Here is a 15,426-nt window from a genome sequence, read left to right on the forward strand (position 1 = left end):
AAGGAGACTGCCATGCGTGCACTGTGTATCGCCGCCACCATCACTCTGCTCGTGCTGTTGCTGCCGGCACGGCCTGCACCCGCGGCGGAGCCCGCGCGCGCCCCGGCGCAGTGGGCGCGGGGGCTGGAACACCAGCGCCAGGCGGACCGGGGCGATGGCACGTTCCTCAATCCGGTGCTGGCCGGTGACCATCCGGATCCCTCGGTGCTCAAGGACGGGGACGATTACTACCTCACGCTGTCGTCGTTCGACGCCTACCCCGGGCTCCCGATCTGGCACTCGCGCGACCTGGTGAACTGGCAGCCGCTGGGACATGCGGTCACCCGCAACGTGGGGGCGATCTGGGCGCCGGACATCGTCAAGCATCGGGGGCGCTACTTCATCTACTTCCCGGCCCGCACCGGCGAGCGCCGCAGCAACTTCGTGGTCTGGGCCGATGACATCAAGGGCCCGTGGAGCGCGCCGATCGACATCGGCCTGGGTGGCTACATCGATCCCGGCCATGCAGTGGGTGAAGACGGCAAGCGCTACCTGTTCCTCAGTGGCGGTGATTACGTGCAGCTGGCCGACGACGGGTTGAGCGTGGTCGGCACGCCGAAACACGTCTATGACGGCTGGCGCTACCCGCAGGACTGGGACGTTGAGGCCTACGCGCAAGAAGGCCCGAAGATCCACGTCCGCGACGGCTGGTACTACATGACCACGGCAGTGGGCGGCACCGCCGGTCCGCCGACCGGGCACATGGTGATCACCGCGCGCTCGCGTTCGATCCACGGACCATGGGAGAACGCGCCCAACAACCCGATCACGCGCACGCAGTCGGCGGCCGAGCCCTGGTGGTCACGCGGCCACGCGACGGTGATCGAAGGGACCGATGGACGCTGGTGGATGATGTACCACGGGTACGAGAACGGCTTCTGGACGCTGGGTCGGCAGGCCCTGCTCGAACCGATCGAATGGACCGCTGACGGCTGGTTCCGGGCCACGGGCGGAGACCTTGGTCAGCCACTGCGCAAGCCGGCCGGACAGGCGCTGTCGCCGCATGGCATGGCGCTGTCGGATGATTTCCGCGGCAGCACGCTTGGCCCGCAGTGGGCGTTCTTCAACCCGGCGCAGGATGAGTACCGCCGGCTGGGTTTCAGTGGCAACGGCCTTGTCCTGCAGGGCAAGGGCAGCACGCCGCGCGACGCCTCGCCGCTGACCACCATCGCCGGCGACCGGGCCTATCAGTTCGAGGTGGAGATGGAGATCGCCCCCGGTGCCGTGGGCGGCGCGCTGCTGTTCTACAGCGACCGGCTGTACGCGGGCGTGGGCAGCAACGGCGAGTCGTTCATCATGCATCGCTACGGCGAGGAGCGCCCTGCCCGACCGGCCCCGGGCCGCGGCGGCCGGCTGTGGTTGCGGGTGACCAACAACCGCCACATCGTCACCTTCCACTCCAGCACCGACGGGCACACTTGGCAGAAGTATCCGGTTCAGATGGAAGTGTCCGGTTACCATCACAATGTCGCGGGCAGGTTCCTGGCGTTGAAGCCGGCGCTGTATGCGGCCGGCGACGGTGCGGTAACCTTCCGCAACTTCCGCTACCGCGCGCTGGACTGAGCGCGGAGCCGGAATCCCCAGACTTACCGGGTTCAAAACATGTCAGTGCGCAACAAGAACGATGCCGCTACGCCGGCATTGGCGAAGGGCAAGGCAGCCACCATCAACGACATCGCGCGACTGTCGGGTGTATCCAAGAAAACGGTTTCAAGAATCATCAACAACTCGCCACTGGTGCGCAAGGACACGCGCGACAAGGTGGAAGCGTTGATGCGTGAAGTGGGCTACACGCCCGATCCACTGGCCCGCGGGCTGGCGTTCCGCCGCTCCTTCCTGATCGGCATGGTCTACGACAACCCCACCGCGCAGTACATCGTGGACATGCAGTACGGCGCGCTGGATGCATTGCGTGGATCCAGTTTCGAGCTGGTGGTGCATCCCTGTGACAGCCGCAGCCCCGGCTACATCGAAGGCGTGCGTCGCTTCGTGCAGCAGCAGAAGCTGCACGGCGTCATCCTAGTGCCGCGTGCCTCGGAAGACCAGGCGCTGGCGGACATGCTCGATGAGATCGGCTGCCGGTTTACCCGCGTGGCAGCGCTGCCGCTGGACGAAAGCTCGCAGATGGTGGTTACCCATGACCGCGATGGTGCGGCCGAAGCCGCCGACTACCTGCTCTCGCTCGGCCACCGTGACATTGCCCTGGTGACCGGTCCCAGCGCCTACCGTTCGGCCCATGAACGTACCGCCGGCTTCATCGACGCACTGTCGCAACGCGGTATCGAGCTGCCGAAGGACCGCATCATCGAGGCCGGCTACACCTTCGAATCCGGTGTCGCCGCTGCCGAGAAACTGCTGCTGGGCAAGCGCCGCCCGACCGCCATCTTCACCGGCAACGATGAAATGGCCGCCGGTATCTACAAGGTGGCGCTGCGCGCGGGCATCAACATTCCGCGCCAGCTGTCCATTGTCGGCTATGACGACAGCCCGCTTGCCTCGCGCCTGTGGCCCTCGCTGACCTCGGTGCGCCGGCACACGCGCGATACCGGACGCACCGCCGCGGCGATGCTGATCCAGCCCGAAGGCCAGGCCGCGCTGCCCATTGCCAGCGTGCGGCCGCACCTGATCGTCCGCGATTCCTGCCAGCCGCCGGAGGATTGATCCCCAAGGATCAATCCTGCAGGTCACGACCTCTGGTCGTGACACGCCCCTGCCCCATCCACCCGATCCACCGCGCCCTGCCCGGGCCATCCCGGCATCGTGCGACGCAAAATGACACCGGTTTCCTGTCTGGCTAGAATCGACCGTGAACCGCGCCGGGGCCGACCCGTCGGCCCGCCCCCCGCTCTGGAGACGCCATGTACAGCAAGACCCATTACGCCACCCATCCCGATGCCATCCACGGTGCCAGCAACGACCAGCTGCGTGACCTGTACCTGCTCGATGGCCTGTTCAACGCCGGTGCGGTGACCCTCAAGTACACCCACTACGAGCGCTTCGTGATTGGTGGCGCCGCCCCGGTGGACGCACCGCTTGCGCTGCCGACCCAGACCGAACCCGCTTCGGCCGCAGGCCACCCGTTCCTGGAGCGCCGGGAACTGGGCGTGATCAACGTCGGCAGCGGCACTGGTACGGTCACCGTGGATGGCACCGGCTACACGCTGGGTCCGAAGGACGGTCTGTACGTGGCCATGGGCAGCAAGGAGGTCGTGTTCGCCTCGCAGGACGCCGCCAACCCCGCCCAGTTCTATCTGGCCTCGACCCCGGCCCATGCCCGCTTCGAAACCAGGCAGCTGTCCATCAAGGACGCCGTTGCACTGGACCGCGGCGCGCTGGAAACCAGCAACGAGCGCACCATCTACCAGTACATCGTGCCGGCCACCTGCCAGTCCTCGCAGCTGCTGCTGGGCCTGACCGTGCTCAAGCCGGGCAGCGTGTGGAACACCATGCCGCCGCACCTGCACGACCGTCGCAGCGAGGTCTACTTCTACTTCGACCTGGGTGACAGCGACCGCGTCTACCACTTCATGGGCGAGCCGGCCGCGCAGCGTCACATCGTGATCCAGAACAACGAAGCGGTAGTGTCGCCGCCGTGGTCGATCCACATGGGCGCCGGCACCAGCAACTACGCCTTCATCTGGGCGATGGGTGGCGAGAACCTGGACTACACCGACATGCACGTGCTGGACATCTGCCAGCTCAAGTAAGCCCGCCTGGCCGCCGCGCACCGTGTGCCGGCCGTCGACACCGCTCGTCTCTATCAAGGAACGCATACGCAATGGCTAATCCCTTCAGCCTGGAAGGCAAGGTCGCTCTGGTAACCGGTGGCAATACCGGTCTGGGCCAGGGCATCGCCGTGGCACTGGCCGCCGCTGGTGCCGACGTCGCCGTGGCCGGCATCGCCCCGCCCACCGATACCATCGAAAAGATCACCGCGCTGGGCCGCCGCTGCCTGGCCATCGAAGCCAACCTGATCAGCATCGAGCCGGTGGCGCGCGTGGTCCGCGAGACCATCGAAGGCCTGGGCGGGTTGGACATCCTGGTCAACAACGCCGGCCTGATCCGCCGCGCCGATGCGGTGGACTTCAGCGAGCAGGACTGGGACGACGTGATGAACGTCAATCTCAAGTCCGCGTTCTTCATTTCGCAGGCCGCCGGCCGCCACTTCATCGAACAGGGCCACGGCAAGATCATCAACATCGCTTCGATGCTGTCCTTCCAGGGCGGTATCCGCGTGCCGTCGTACACCGCCAGCAAGAGCGGCATCGCCGGCATCACCCGGCTGCTGGCCAACGAGTGGGCGGGCAAGGGCATCAACATCAATGCCATCGCCCCGGGCTACATGGCGACCGACAACACCGCCCAGCTGCGCGCCGACGAAGCGCGCAACAAGGCGATCCTGGAGCGCATCCCGGCCGGTCGCTGGGGCACGCCGGATGACCTGGCCGGTGCGGCGGTGTTCCTGGCCTCGTCGGCGTCGGATTACATCAACGGCGCCGTGCTGCCGGTCGATGGTGGCTGGCTGGCGCGCTGACGCGTGATCCGCGGTAGTGCCGGCCGCTGGCCGGCGTCCTGGCAATGCTTCCGCCGTTCATGAGGTTGCCGGGCAGCGGCCGGCACTACCGGAGACCGGACATGCGCACCCTGTTGCCTTTGTTGTTGCTGCTGTCGTGCACCACCGCGCAGGCGGCGCCCGTGCGGGTCTTCATTGCCGGTGACTCCACTGCGGCCGCATACGGCCCCGAGCGCGCGCCGCAGGCCGGCTGGGGCCAGGCGCTGCAGAGCTACCTGGACCCGGCGCGCTTGGAGGTGCACAACCACGCCAAGGGCGGGCGCAGCACGCGCAGTTTCATCGAGGAAGGGCGCCTGGAGGCCATCGCCGCCGAGCTGCGCCAAGGCGACGTGCTGCTGATCCAGTTCGGCCACAACGATGCGAAGTTCGAAGACCGCACGCGCTACACCGATCCGGACAGCGACTACCCACGCCTGCTGATGCGTTACGTACAGGTGGCCCGCGCAAAGGGCGCCACGCCGGTGCTGGTCACGCCGGTGGCGCGGCTGCTGTACGACTTCGGTTCACTGCTGGATACGCATGGCCGCTACACGCAGTCGATGAAGGCGTTGGCCGCGCGCGAGCAGATTGCGCTGATTGATCTGAATGACCGCAGCATGCGCTGGGTCCGCGCGCTGGGTGAGGAGGGCGCGCGACCCTACTTCCTGTTCGTGCCCGAACAGAACAAGGCCGACGGCACCCATTTCAGCGTGGCCGGCGCACATGCGGTGGCCTGCCTGGTATTGCGCGAGGCGGTGCCGCTGCTACCCGCGCTGCAGCCGGCGCTGGTGCGGGATATCGACTGCGACGTGGTGGCGGAAGGGCAGGGTAGCGACCCAGCCCTGCCCTCGCAGGTGGTGCACGAAGACAGTGTTGTGCGCACGCAAGCAGGCCCGCACGGCGGTGCCGGCCCGACCACGGCGTATCCGTTCTTCGCCGATGCCGAAGGGCTGCCGTTCGTGCTGCGCAAGCGTGTGCTGCACAAAGGCGCGGGCATCGGCCTGCATCCGCAGCACAAGGACGAGATCTATTACATCGTCAGTGGGCAGGGCAGTTATGTGCTGGATGGCAGGCAGTACGACGTGCACGCCGGGCACGCGCTGCTGACCCGCAAGGGCAGCCACCATGCGCTGCAGCAGGTGGGTGAGGAGGATCTGGTGGTGCTGCTGGTGTACCCGCGCTGATTGAAACGTAGCCGAGCATGGGCTCGGCTTTACAGAACAGCGCCGGCGTGCATGGTCATCGTCGTTCGACAGGCTCCGGGCCGAAGTGCTTCAGCCCCAACCTGGCCAGGTCTTCCGGTCGCTCGAAATAGGCTTCGTCGAAGGCGTGCAGCGCCTCCTGCTCCTGTTCGGTCATCGCGCCGTACAGGTCGGTCAGTTGCTTGACCGCCGGGTCATCTTCCAGCCGGTCGACCAGCCCGCGCATGCCGGCCAGGATCGCGTGGGTCTTCGCCGCGCCCATCGCCTGCAGCGCACGTAACGCCAGCTGGCAGGTCGGGTCGCCCCAGTTGCACAGGAACTGCATGAAGCCGCCGTTGTTGATGTCGGCCTCCATGCGCCACAGCGCCACCAGCTGCTGGTCTTCGTCGGACAGCGCATCACACGTCGCCGCCGTCCGCCCAGCCTTCACCCGTGCCGGCCTGGAACACGTGATCGTCAGCCTGCACGTCACCGGCAGGCAGGTGCGCCTGGTCGGCCAGTGCCGCGTAGATTGGGGTGAAGTCCGGCGACGTCGCCTGCATCAGCTGTTCAAAGCTGTCGATGACGAAGTAGGTCTTCTGGAAGGTGTCGATGCGGTACTTCGTTCGCATGATCCGCTGCAGGTCGAAACCGATGCGGTTGGGTGCGGCCGATTCCAGCGAGTACAGCGACTCGCCCTTGGACGACACGATGCCGGCACCGTAGATGCGCAGGCCGTCGGGCGTGTCGATCAGGCCGAACTCCACCGTGTACCAGTACAGGCGGGTGAGGTTCTGCAGCGCGTCCGGGCCGATCGCGTGGGCTTTGACGCCGCCACGGCCATAGGCCTCCATGTAGTCGGCGAACACCGGGTTCATCAGCAGCGGCACGTGGCCGAACAGGTCGTGGAACAGGTCCGGCTCGGCGATGTAGTCGATCTGGTCCGGGCGACGGATCCACCAGGTCACGGGAAAGCGGCGGTTGGCCAGGTGGTCGAAGAAATCCAGTTCCGGCAGCAGGCCTTCGACGCCGACCAGGGTCCAGCCGGTGGCCGCGCCCAGCACTTCGTTGAGCTGGTCGAAGCGCGGAATCATGTGCGCGTTCATGCCCATCTCGTCCTGCGCGTCCAGGAATTCCTGGCAGGCACGGCCGACCAGCAGCTCGCGCTGGCGCTGGTACAGCGTGCTCCAGGTGGCGTGGTCGTCGGCGCTGTAGGTGTCCCACGGCTGCTCGACGAGCGCGGTGGTGTACACCGGCACGTAGCCCTTGTCGGTCTGCTGGTGTTCGACGCGGCGGGGCTGGGCGAGGTCCATGGGCACTCCTGGATGGGATACCCACGATGCTAGGGCAGGGTGCGCGCAACAGGGTTGCAAAAGTTGCGCCGATTGGCCTTGTTGGCGCAATATCCTTGCGTACTCACCATGTTGCGGGGCAACAATGGCCGGAGAAGTCCAGTTCGATCGCACGGATATACGCCTGCTGGCTGAAATCCAGCGGGATGGGCGCGCCACCAACGCCGAGCTGGCGACGCGGGTGAACCTCTCACCCTCGGCCTGCCTGCGCCGCCTGCAGCGGCTGGAAAGCGAGGGCGTGATCGTCGGCTATGGCGCGCGGCTGGAGCCACGGCAGCTGCGGCTGGGCCTGCAGGCCTTCGTGCGCGTGCAGCTGGAAAAGCACGACCAGGCCGCGATCGGCCACTTCGTGGACAGCGTGCAGGGCTGGGATGAAGTGGTGGCCTGCCATGCACTGACCGGCGACATGGACTATCTGCTGCACGTCTACGTGCGCGACCTGGAGCACTTCTCGCACTTCCTGCTGGACCGGCTGCTCAATGCCGGTGGCGTGGCCGATGCCAATTCCAGCTTCGTGCTGCGCACGGTCAAGGGATTCCAGGCATTGCCGCTTTCACAGCTGGAATAAGCGCCGCCGCGATTTGACGCAGCCGGGCGGGTAGCTGAGCATCACCGCCCTGCGCCCGCCGCAGCGTACCTTTCCGGTTCCACGCATGTCCGAACTCCAGCACCCGGTGCTTACCACCACCTTCCTGCCGCTGCAGCGCAAGTCGCTGGCGCGCTTCATCGCCCATGGCACGCCGCCGCAGACCGCGCTGGAACAGGCCGGGTTGATGGCTGCGCAGCTGTGCCGCGCGCGCCTGCACACACCAGCGGAAATCGAGCGCCTGCTGCACGAAGCCTGCGCGCTGTTCGCCAGCCATGACGGCGCGGCCGCGCAGCTTGCCGGCGCCGGCGGCGGTGGCCAGCCGGAACTCGATGCCTGGCTGGCCGCGCTGGCCGCCCATGGCGTGCTGCTGGCACCGGCGGAGATCCTGCAGGACTTCATCGTGCAGTCGCCCAGCGAGTACCCCGGCCTGGCCCTGCAGCAGGCCTGCCAGGAAACCCTGGCCGAACACGAGATCCGCTTCCCGCCCGCCTTCGCCAGCGACGATGAGGACGACGACCAGGACGAGGCAGTTGCCAGCGACGCGCGTGCGGTCGAACACCATGGCCTGTACACCTCCGAGCAGGCCCGCGTGCTGCGCGCCATCGCCGCCAACCCCGATGAGCTGATCGACCTCGATGGCTATGCCGGCACCGGCAAGGGCCACCTGGTGCTGGCGCTGATGGAGGCGCGGCCCGGCCGCTACACCTACGTGGCGCCCTCGCGTGGGCAGGTGGAAGCCTTCCGCAGCCGCGTGCCGGCCAGCACCGCGGTGCGCCTGCTGACCCAGATCGAGTTCGCCAACCGCGTGGCGCAGCATGCCGCGCGCAGCGGCCACACCGGGGGCTTCGTTGCCAGCTACCGGCGCAGCACCCGCACGCCGCGCGAGATTGCCGGCCGCATCGGCCTGCAGGGCATCGGTGGGCGCAGCCCGGAGCAGGTGCTGCTGACTGCGTTCGAGGCCATCAACCGTTGGTGCGCGTCGTCGGCACCGGGCTTGGCGTTCCAGCATTTCGACCGTTCGGTGCCCGCCGCGATGCTCGACGTGTCGCCGTACATGGCGGCCGCCGAGCACGTCTGGCGCTGCATGTTCGACGCCGACCTGCAGCGGGGCACGCTGCTGAGCCTCAGCCCGGCGCACATCGGCAAGTGGCTGGCACTGCGCGGCGTTACCCCGCCGCTGGACATGGGCATGCTGCTGGTGGACGAGGCGCATGACCTGAGCCCGTCGTGGAAGCAGTTGCTGGCCGGCCATGCGCCTGGCGTGGTCAGCCTGGGTGATCCGCACCAGTGCCTGACCGGTACGGTGCCGCGCTGGGCCGCGTCGAAGGTGCTGGAAATGCACCAGTCGGTGCGCCAGGGCAACCAGGTCGAGGGCCTGGTCAACCAGACCCTGGCACTGGATGGACTGGGGCAGGACAGTGGGCCGTTCGTCGGTGCCGCCGACCGCGCCACCGCTGTGCTGCATTACCGCCACTGGGCGCAGGTGCCGAGCGAGGGCCTGCGCATCCATGGCAGCGTCGCCGATCTGGCCCTGGATGCGGCGCAGCTGCACGCGCTCGGGCTGCGGCCCTATCTGCATCCGGCATCGCTGCGCGCGCTGCGCAGCGTGCTGCAGCGGCCGCTGGATGCGTGGCGCCGGCGCCGCGACAGCGCCTCGGACCCGGCACAGGAGCGCTTCCTGGCCACGCAGGCCGACGAAGGGCAGGGCGCGCTGGTCGAACTGTTTGCGTCTGCCGATCGGGTGCAGTCACTGCTGCAGGCGCTCGACGACCAGGACACGCCTGCTGAAGGGCGGGTGGCGCTGTGCCTGGCCGAACACGCGAAGAACCTGCAGTTCGACGTGGTCTCGCTGTCACCCGGTTGCTTCCGTGCGGGGCAGGGCGGGCGCATCTGGCACAACCCGGTGCGCGCGGTCTATCTGGCACTCACCCGTGCGCGACGCCAGCTGCATGTGCCGGCCGATGGCATGGAACAGCTGCAGCACACGGCGACACTGCAGGAGCAGGCCCGTCAGGCGCGCAGGCGCGAGCGGCAGCAGGCCAGCGGTTACCGGCCTGCGCGCTAGAACGCGCGCGCCGCTGTCTGGCAGCGACACGCTGGCTCAGGTCAGCACTTGTCCTTGCGGCCCATCAGCTTGCCCAGGCGCGAGGCTTCCTCGCACTTCGGCGCGGCCACGGGTGCCGGTGCGGCGGCCGCGGCGCGTGCACGCTGCAGCTGCTGGATCTTGGCGCGGATCTGTGGCATCGCGGCCATTGCGGCCTTTTCGCCCTCCAGGATCGCGGTGCCACGCTGGCTGAAATCGGCGGCGCCGATGTCCAGCACCTTCGGGCGGATGACGATGTCGGCGCGTGCCAGTTCCTGCTCGCCGAGGCGCTGGCCCATGATCGAGATGGACTGGCTGACGATGCCCAGCATGTCGGTCGGTGCCTTGCCGCTGGCCTTGCTGGAAATGTCCACGGCGATCACGAAGTCGGCGCCGAGCTGGCGTGCGGCATCCACCGGCACCGGGCTGACCACACCGCCATCGATGTAGTTGCGACCGCCGATCTTCACCGGCTCGAACACACCGGGAATGCTGCTCGACGCGCGCACCGCCTGGCCGACGTTGCCGCGCACGAAGATCGCCCGCTCGCCGGTTTCCAACTGGGTGGCGACGGCGGCGAACGGCTTCTTCAGGCGTTCGGCCGGACGGTTGGCGACCTGTTCGTTGACGTAGTCCTGCAGCTTCTGGCCCTGCACCAGGCCACCGGAGAACAGGCGCACGTCGCGGATGCTGGCTTCATCCAGCGCCACCGCCTTGCTCTGCATCTGGAACGCGTCCATGCCGCTGGCATACAGCGCGCCGACCACGCTGCCGGCACTGGTGCCGGACACCACCGCGGGCTCGAAGCCATTGGCTTCCAGCATCTTGATCACGCCGATGTGGGCGAAGCCTTTGGCCGCGCCACCGCCGAGCGCGATACCGATCTTCACCGGCTTGGCCTGCGGCACCACGGTGGGGGCCGGCGGCGGCGTGGGGCGGACCGGATCACCGCCGCAGCCGGCCAGCAGGCCGATCAGGGCGACGGACAGCAGCATGCGGGGGCGGAACAGGCTCATCGGCAGTGCGCTCGCGGCGCCGGGCTCGGGAAAGGGCGCCAGCATACCGAAGCCGTGGCGGGGCGGGCAGGGTGGGAATCCTCGCCCATTCAGGAAAGAGGTACGGTAGGTGCCGACCTTGGTCGGCACGCGCAGATTCCAGTGCCGACCAAGGTCGGCACCTACCAAACGAGTGGGTCAGAACCGGTTGTCGCCGTCCAGCATCCGGCCAAGACCTCCCAGCACCGAACCTTCGCCGCGGCTCTGGCCACCGCCCTGCGGTGCGGCCATCCACATGCGGCCAGCCAGGCGCGAGAACGGCAGCGACTGCAGCCAGACCTTGCCTGGACCGGTCAGCGTGGCCAGGAACACGCCCTCGCCTCCGAACAGCATGCTCTTGATGCCGGTGACCCGGCGTACGTCCATGTCCACCGTGGGGTGATACGCCACCACGCAGCCGGTATCCACGTCCAGGCGTTCACCGGCAGCCAGCTCGCGCTCGACCACGCAGCCACCGGCGTGGATGAACACCCAGCCGTCGCCCTCCAGCTTCTGCATGATGAAGCCCTCGCCGCCAAACAGGCCGGTCATGATCTTGCGCTGGAACTGCACGCCGATCTGCACGCCGCGCGCGCCGGCCAGGAAGCTGTCCTTCTGGCAGATCAGGCGGCCGCCGTGCTGGTCCAGTTTCATCGCCAGCACCGTGCCCGGGTAGGGCGCGGCGAAGGCGACCTTGCCCTTGCCGTGCCCGCTCTGCGTGTAGACGGTGGCGAACAGGCTCTCGCCGGTCAGCACGCGCTTGCCTGCGGCCATCACCTTGCCCATGAAGCCGCCGCCCTGGTCGCCGTTGGCGGCGCCGAACACCGTGTCCATCTGCACCGTAGCGTCCTTGAACATCAGCGCGCCGGCCTCGGCGATGGCGCTCTCGCCGGGGTCGAGCTCGATCTCCACGAACTGCATTTCATGGCCGACGATGCGGAATTCGATGTCGTCGGCGCGACCGCTGGCGCCTGCCGGCACCGGCGGCGGGGTATTGGGCATGCCCGGGGCCGGCGCCTGCAGCCCGGCCACCTCGGCGATCGGCGTCCACCCGCTCATGCCCTGGCACCAGGCCAGGGCGCGTGGATTGGCCTGCGCGTAGCGGCGCGCGGCCTCGTCATCAAGCGGGCCGACGCGCTCGGCCTGGGCGGAGGCATGGAAGTACCACTGGGTCATGGCGGCGGGTCCGTCGCGGTGGAAACCCCGAGTCTAGCGAGCCCCCGGGGGCGCCGGCGACGGGGCCATGAACGGCGGGCATTTGCGGCGTAGGTGCTGTATTGCAACAATTATCTGGTAGCGCCGTTTTACCACCCCTCCAAACACAGCCTACCGCCATGTCCCCGACCCGTACTTCCCGTGGCCGCCTTCCGGTCGCGCGCCCCCTCGTTGCCGCTCTTTCCGCCCTGCTGCCGCTGGTAGCAGCCGCCCAGGAAACCCCTGCCGCCAAGGATCCGGTTGCCCTCGATGCCTTGCAGGTGACCGCGCAGCGCCGCGTCGAGAACGCCAAGGACGTACCGGTCGCACTGAGCGCGATCCAGGGCGAGAAGCTGGATGTGCTCGGCTCGGCCGGCGATGACATCCGCTTCCTGGCCGCGCGCGTGCCCAGCCTCAACATCGAGTCGTCCTACGGCCGTGCCTTCCCGCGCTTCTACATCCGCGGTCTGGGCAACACCGATTTCGACCTCAATGCCTCGCAGCCGGTGTCGCTGGTGTACGACGACGTGGTGCAGGAAAGCCCGCTGCTGAAGGGCTTCCCGCTGTTCGACCTGGCCAACGTGGAAGTGCTGCGTGGCCCGCAGGGCACCCTGTTCGGCCGCAACACCCCGGCCGGCGTGGTCAAGTTCGATTCGGCACGCCCGTCGCAGGATGCCGATGGCTACATCCGCGTGGGATATGGCAGCTACAACAGCTGGAACGTGCAGGGTGCCTACGGCGGCCCGCTGACCGACCGCTGGTCGGCACGTGTCTCGGCCATCTACCAGCGCCGCGACGACTGGGTCGACAACACCCGCGTCGGAGCTCCCAACAGTGGCTTCGAAGGCTATGACGAATCCGCAGGCCGCGTGCAGTTCCTGTACGAAGGCGACGACTTCGAAGCGCTGTTCAACCTGCACAAGCGCAAGCTCAACGGCACCGCGCGCCTGTTCCGCGCCAACATCATCCAGAAGGGCGGCAATTCGCTGGTCGAGAACTTCGACCGCGACAAGGTGGCCAACGACGGCGTCAACTTCTCGGACCTGGACACCTGGGGCGGCAGCGCGCGCCTGCAGTGGAACCTCGGCTCGGTGACCCTGCACTCGATCACCGGCTACGAGACCGCCGAATCGCTCAACCGTGGCGACATCGACGGTGGCTACGGTGCAGCCTTCCTCGGTGCCGGCAATTACGGCCCGGGCCTGATTCCGTTCTCGTCGGAGTCTGCCGACGGCCTGCCGCACCACCGCCAGTGGACGCAGGAAGTGCGCATCGAGTCCAACGAATGGGGCCGCTTCGACTGGCAGGCCGGCGTCTTCTACTTCGATGAAGACGTGACCATCAACAACTTCAACTACGACTCGCTGACCCCGGGCAACCCGCAGACCGGCCACGTGGTGCAGAACCAGCGGAACAAGGCGTGGGCGGTGTTCGCTTCGGGCGACTTCGATGTCACCGACCGCTTCAAGCTGCGTGCCGGCGTGCGCTACACCCAGGACAAGAAGGACTTCAGCGCCAGCGTGCTGCAGGCCGTTCCGTTCGGCACCCCGGTCAGCGGCCCGTACCTGGCCAACACCGACGTCAACGACGTCAGCTGGGATGTCAGCGGCGTGTACAAGCTGACCGATGACATCAACGCCTACGCCCGTGTGGCCAAGGGCTTCCGCGCACCGTCGATCCAGGGCCGCCTGGCCTTCGCGCCGGGCCTGTCGCAGGCCGATTCGGAGAAGGTGATCTCGTATGAAGCCGGCATCAAGGCCGACCTGTTCGAGCGCCGCGCGCGCCTGGGACTGAGCGTGTTCCGCTACAACGTCGACGGCCAGCAGCTGATCGCCGTGGGCGGCAGCAACAACACCGCCACCCTGCTCAATGCCGACAAGACCATCGGCCAGGGCGTGGAGCTGGACCTGGAGGCCTACCTGGCCGACAACGTCCTGCTGACCTTCGGCAGCAGCTACAACGACACCGAGATCAAGGACAAGAACCTGGCGGTGGCGATCTGCGGCGGTGGCTGCACCATTACCGACCCGACCACGGTGATCAACGGCCAGACCTATGCGCTGGTCAACGGCAACCCGTTGCCGCAGGCACCGAAGTGGATCCACAACGCGACCCTGCGCGTGGGCTTCCCACTCAGCGACGGCAGCGAGCTGTACGCCTACACCGACTGGGCCTACCGCAGTGCGGTGAACTTCTTCATCTACGAGTCGCCGGAATTCCGCGGCCGTAGTTCGCTGGAAGGTGGCCTGCGCCTGGGCTACAACTGGGATTACGGCCAGTACGACGTGGCTGTGTTCGGCCGCAACCTGACCAACCAGACCCGCGTGGTCGGTGCGATCGACTTCAACAACCTGACCGGCTTCCTCAACGAGCCGCGTACCTGGGGCGTGGAGTTCACCGCGAAGTTCTGATGCGGTGGCTGCGTTGATGCAATGAAGAAGGGCCGGCGTAATGCCGGCCCTTCTGTTTCCTGCTTCATGTGGAGCCGAGCCTGCGCTCGGCTGCTCTGAGCCGAGCATGGCTCGGCTCTACAGAGGCATGGCTTACAACGCGCTCTGCGGGCGCACCTTCAGTACCGCGTTCTCGGTGGTGCAGTCGCGGCTGGAGTGCAGGCCGGCCTTGCGCGCGGCAGCGATCTCCTTGCGTGCGGCCAGCAGGTCCTTGTTGAACGCGGCGTTGTCGTGCAGGCGGGCCACGGCGGCGGCACCCATGAAGCGGCCTTCGAGGATGTCGCTCTGCCAGTGCACGTTGCACACCAGGCGGCTCTCGCCGTAGTTGCGGCCGCGGGCCTGGATGGCATCGGCGCGGTCCGGCACGATCTCCGACAGGATCAGTGCCCAGGCCCAGCCGATCGAGGTATGGCCGGACGGGTAGGAGCCATTCTTGCGCAGGCCTTCTTCATCCTTCGGCGAGCAGGTCGGCTCACCGTTGACCATGAACGGGCGCGGGCGCTGGTAGTGGTTCTTGGCCGCCTTGGTGGCGGCGCTGGCGTCGATCCGGCTGCGCTCCAGCAGTCGATACAGCGCCGGAGTCTTCACCGCATCGACGTCGATGTCGGCGGCGCAGGAGAAGTGGTTTGCACCTTCGGGGAAGCCGAGTTCCGCATCGATGCCGGCCTGGGCGAAGCGCGGGCTGCCACGCAGCGCGCGGGCTTCACGGCTGACCTGTTCGTCCAGGGCGAGGGCGGCCGAACCGGCCACCGGCGGCGCCGGCACCAGGTCCAGGCTGGCCGGGACCGCATCCTTGTCCAGATAGCCCACGGCCTTGGTGGTGATGTTGGCTTCGACGGCGGTCGGCTTGGCGGCGGTGGCGGCACAACCGGCCAGGGCCACGGCCACGGCAAGGCCGAGCAGCGGGCGGGCAGGGTGGGAAATCAGCGACATGGACGGGCTCCGGAGAAAA

General features: G+C 67.6%; 13 protein-coding genes. 8 read left to right on the forward strand and 5 right to left on the reverse strand.

Annotated features, from left to right (window positions below; translation table 11 throughout):
• Positions 1–12 precede the first annotated feature (12 nt).
• From V3B41_RS18930 to V3B41_RS18950, 5 genes are all read left to right on the forward strand, one after another.
• Positions 13–1,602, forward strand: a complete 1,590-nt coding sequence (locus tag V3B41_RS18930) for a family 43 glycosylhydrolase (RefSeq protein ID WP_019337389.1) — start codon at positions 13–15, stop codon at positions 1,600–1,602.
• A gap of 39 nt (positions 1,603–1,641) precedes the next feature.
• Complete coding sequence (locus V3B41_RS18935) at positions 1,642–2,700, forward strand: LacI family DNA-binding transcriptional regulator (RefSeq protein ID WP_019337388.1); 1,059 nt, start codon at positions 1,642–1,644, stop codon at positions 2,698–2,700.
• Between the two features lie 197 nt (positions 2,701–2,897).
• Positions 2,898–3,746 carry a 5-dehydro-4-deoxy-D-glucuronate isomerase gene (gene kduI / locus V3B41_RS18940; protein WP_019337387.1) on the forward strand — a complete coding sequence of 283 codons (849 nt, stop codon included), beginning with the start codon at positions 2,898–2,900 and terminating at the stop codon, positions 3,744–3,746.
• Positions 3,747–3,817: 71 nt separating this feature from the next.
• Positions 3,818–4,573, forward strand: a complete 756-nt coding sequence (gene kduD / locus V3B41_RS18945; RefSeq protein WP_005421125.1) for a 2-dehydro-3-deoxy-D-gluconate 5-dehydrogenase KduD — start codon at positions 3,818–3,820, stop codon at positions 4,571–4,573.
• 101 nt (positions 4,574–4,674) lie between these two features.
• Positions 4,675–5,775 (forward strand): GDSL-type esterase/lipase family protein, encoded by a 1,101-nt coding sequence (locus V3B41_RS18950; protein ID WP_019337386.1) that lies wholly within the window; start codon positions 4,675–4,677, stop codon positions 5,773–5,775.
• A gap of 55 nt (positions 5,776–5,830) precedes the next feature.
• Here V3B41_RS18950 and V3B41_RS18955 read toward each other — a convergent pair whose 3' ends face one another.
• Together V3B41_RS18955 and phhA are read right to left on the reverse strand one after the other, a co-directional pair.
• Positions 5,831–6,223, reverse strand: a complete 393-nt coding sequence (locus tag V3B41_RS18955) for a DUF4375 domain-containing protein (RefSeq protein WP_019337385.1) — start codon at positions 6,221–6,223, stop codon at positions 5,831–5,833.
• Entirely contained in the window at positions 6,192–7,091 is a 900-nt protein-coding gene (gene phhA / locus V3B41_RS18960) for a phenylalanine 4-monooxygenase (protein ID WP_256202455.1), read from the reverse strand. The genes V3B41_RS18955 and phhA overlap by 32 nt, the downstream gene beginning before the upstream one ends.
• 118 nt (positions 7,092–7,209) lie before the next feature.
• Here phhA and V3B41_RS18965 point away from each other — a divergent pair, with 118 nt between their 5' ends.
• On the forward strand, positions 7,210–7,692 hold the full coding sequence (locus V3B41_RS18965) for an Lrp/AsnC family transcriptional regulator (protein WP_004153377.1): 483 nt from the start codon (positions 7,210–7,212) through the stop codon (positions 7,690–7,692).
• An 85-nt stretch (positions 7,693–7,777) separates the two neighbouring features.
• Positions 7,778–9,778: a hypothetical protein gene (locus V3B41_RS18970; protein ID WP_329861783.1), complete on the forward strand. Its 2,001-nt coding sequence runs from the start codon at positions 7,778–7,780 to the stop codon at positions 9,776–9,778.
• A 41-nt stretch (positions 9,779–9,819) separates the two neighbouring features.
• On the opposite strand, the gene V3B41_RS18975 is transcribed toward V3B41_RS18970, so the two are convergent.
• Complete coding sequence (locus V3B41_RS18975) at positions 9,820–10,812, reverse strand: patatin-like phospholipase family protein (protein WP_329861784.1); 993 nt, start codon at positions 10,810–10,812, stop codon at positions 9,820–9,822.
• A 177-nt stretch (positions 10,813–10,989) separates the two neighbouring features.
• The gene (locus V3B41_RS18980) at positions 10,990–12,006 is read right to left on the reverse strand and encodes a TIGR00266 family protein (protein WP_049429164.1); all 1,017 of its coding nucleotides are present in this window, start codon (positions 12,004–12,006) and stop codon (positions 10,990–10,992) included.
• A 158-nt stretch (positions 12,007–12,164) separates the two neighbouring features.
• On the opposite strand from V3B41_RS18980, the gene V3B41_RS18985 reads away from it, so the two are divergent.
• Complete coding sequence (locus tag V3B41_RS18985) at positions 12,165–14,435, forward strand: TonB-dependent receptor (protein WP_049429163.1); 2,271 nt, start codon at positions 12,165–12,167, stop codon at positions 14,433–14,435.
• Positions 14,436–14,567: 132 nt separating this feature from the next.
• Here V3B41_RS18985 and V3B41_RS18990 read toward each other — a convergent pair whose 3' ends face one another.
• On the reverse strand, positions 14,568–15,407 hold the full coding sequence (locus V3B41_RS18990) for a phosphatase PAP2 family protein (protein WP_049429162.1): 840 nt from the start codon (positions 15,405–15,407) through the stop codon (positions 14,568–14,570).
• Positions 15,408–15,426: the final 19 nt, after the last annotated feature.

Origin of the sequence: Stenotrophomonas sp. SMYL89 (assembly GCF_036319985.1) — a bacterium.
GTDB classification, from domain to species: Bacteria; Pseudomonadota; Gammaproteobacteria; order Xanthomonadales; family Xanthomonadaceae; genus Stenotrophomonas; species Stenotrophomonas maltophilia_Q.